Origin of the sequence: Vibrio sp. 10N.222.49.C9 (assembly GCF_041474985.1) — a bacterium.
Lineage (GTDB): Bacteria > Pseudomonadota > Gammaproteobacteria > Enterobacterales > Vibrionaceae > Vibrio > Vibrio crassostreae_C.
Map to the genome: position 1 here is coordinate 1 of NZ_JBFRVD010000327.1, position 296 is coordinate 296.

A 296-nucleotide genomic window follows, 5' to 3' on the forward strand; every position below is an offset into this window, starting at 1 on the left:
GTAGAAAGTAACCTCACTCAAAAACAGGCGCATCAACTCCCTAAATTGTCTCCGGTTACCCATTACATGGACCGTTTTCATGCTATGTTCAAAAGCAGTGTTAATGAACCAAGAAGAAAAAGGCGTCCTGAAGGGTTGCTACCGTTACTTGATATCTATCGAGCGTGGAATAATCTGTGTCATCAAGAGAAGCCTGGAGAAACGCCAGCGGTGAATGCTGGCATATCAGAAAAACCATTGTCACTTGACCAACTACTTCAGTGATCAACTACCCCATCAGTAGCAAAGCAATACCA

General features: G+C 43.6%; 1 pseudogene. It reads left to right on the forward strand.

Going from position 1 to position 296, the window contains the following annotated elements:
- Positions 1-264, forward strand: a pseudogene (locus AB4585_RS23360) (hypothetical protein); the annotation flags it as partial.
- Positions 265-296 lie beyond the last annotated feature (32 nt).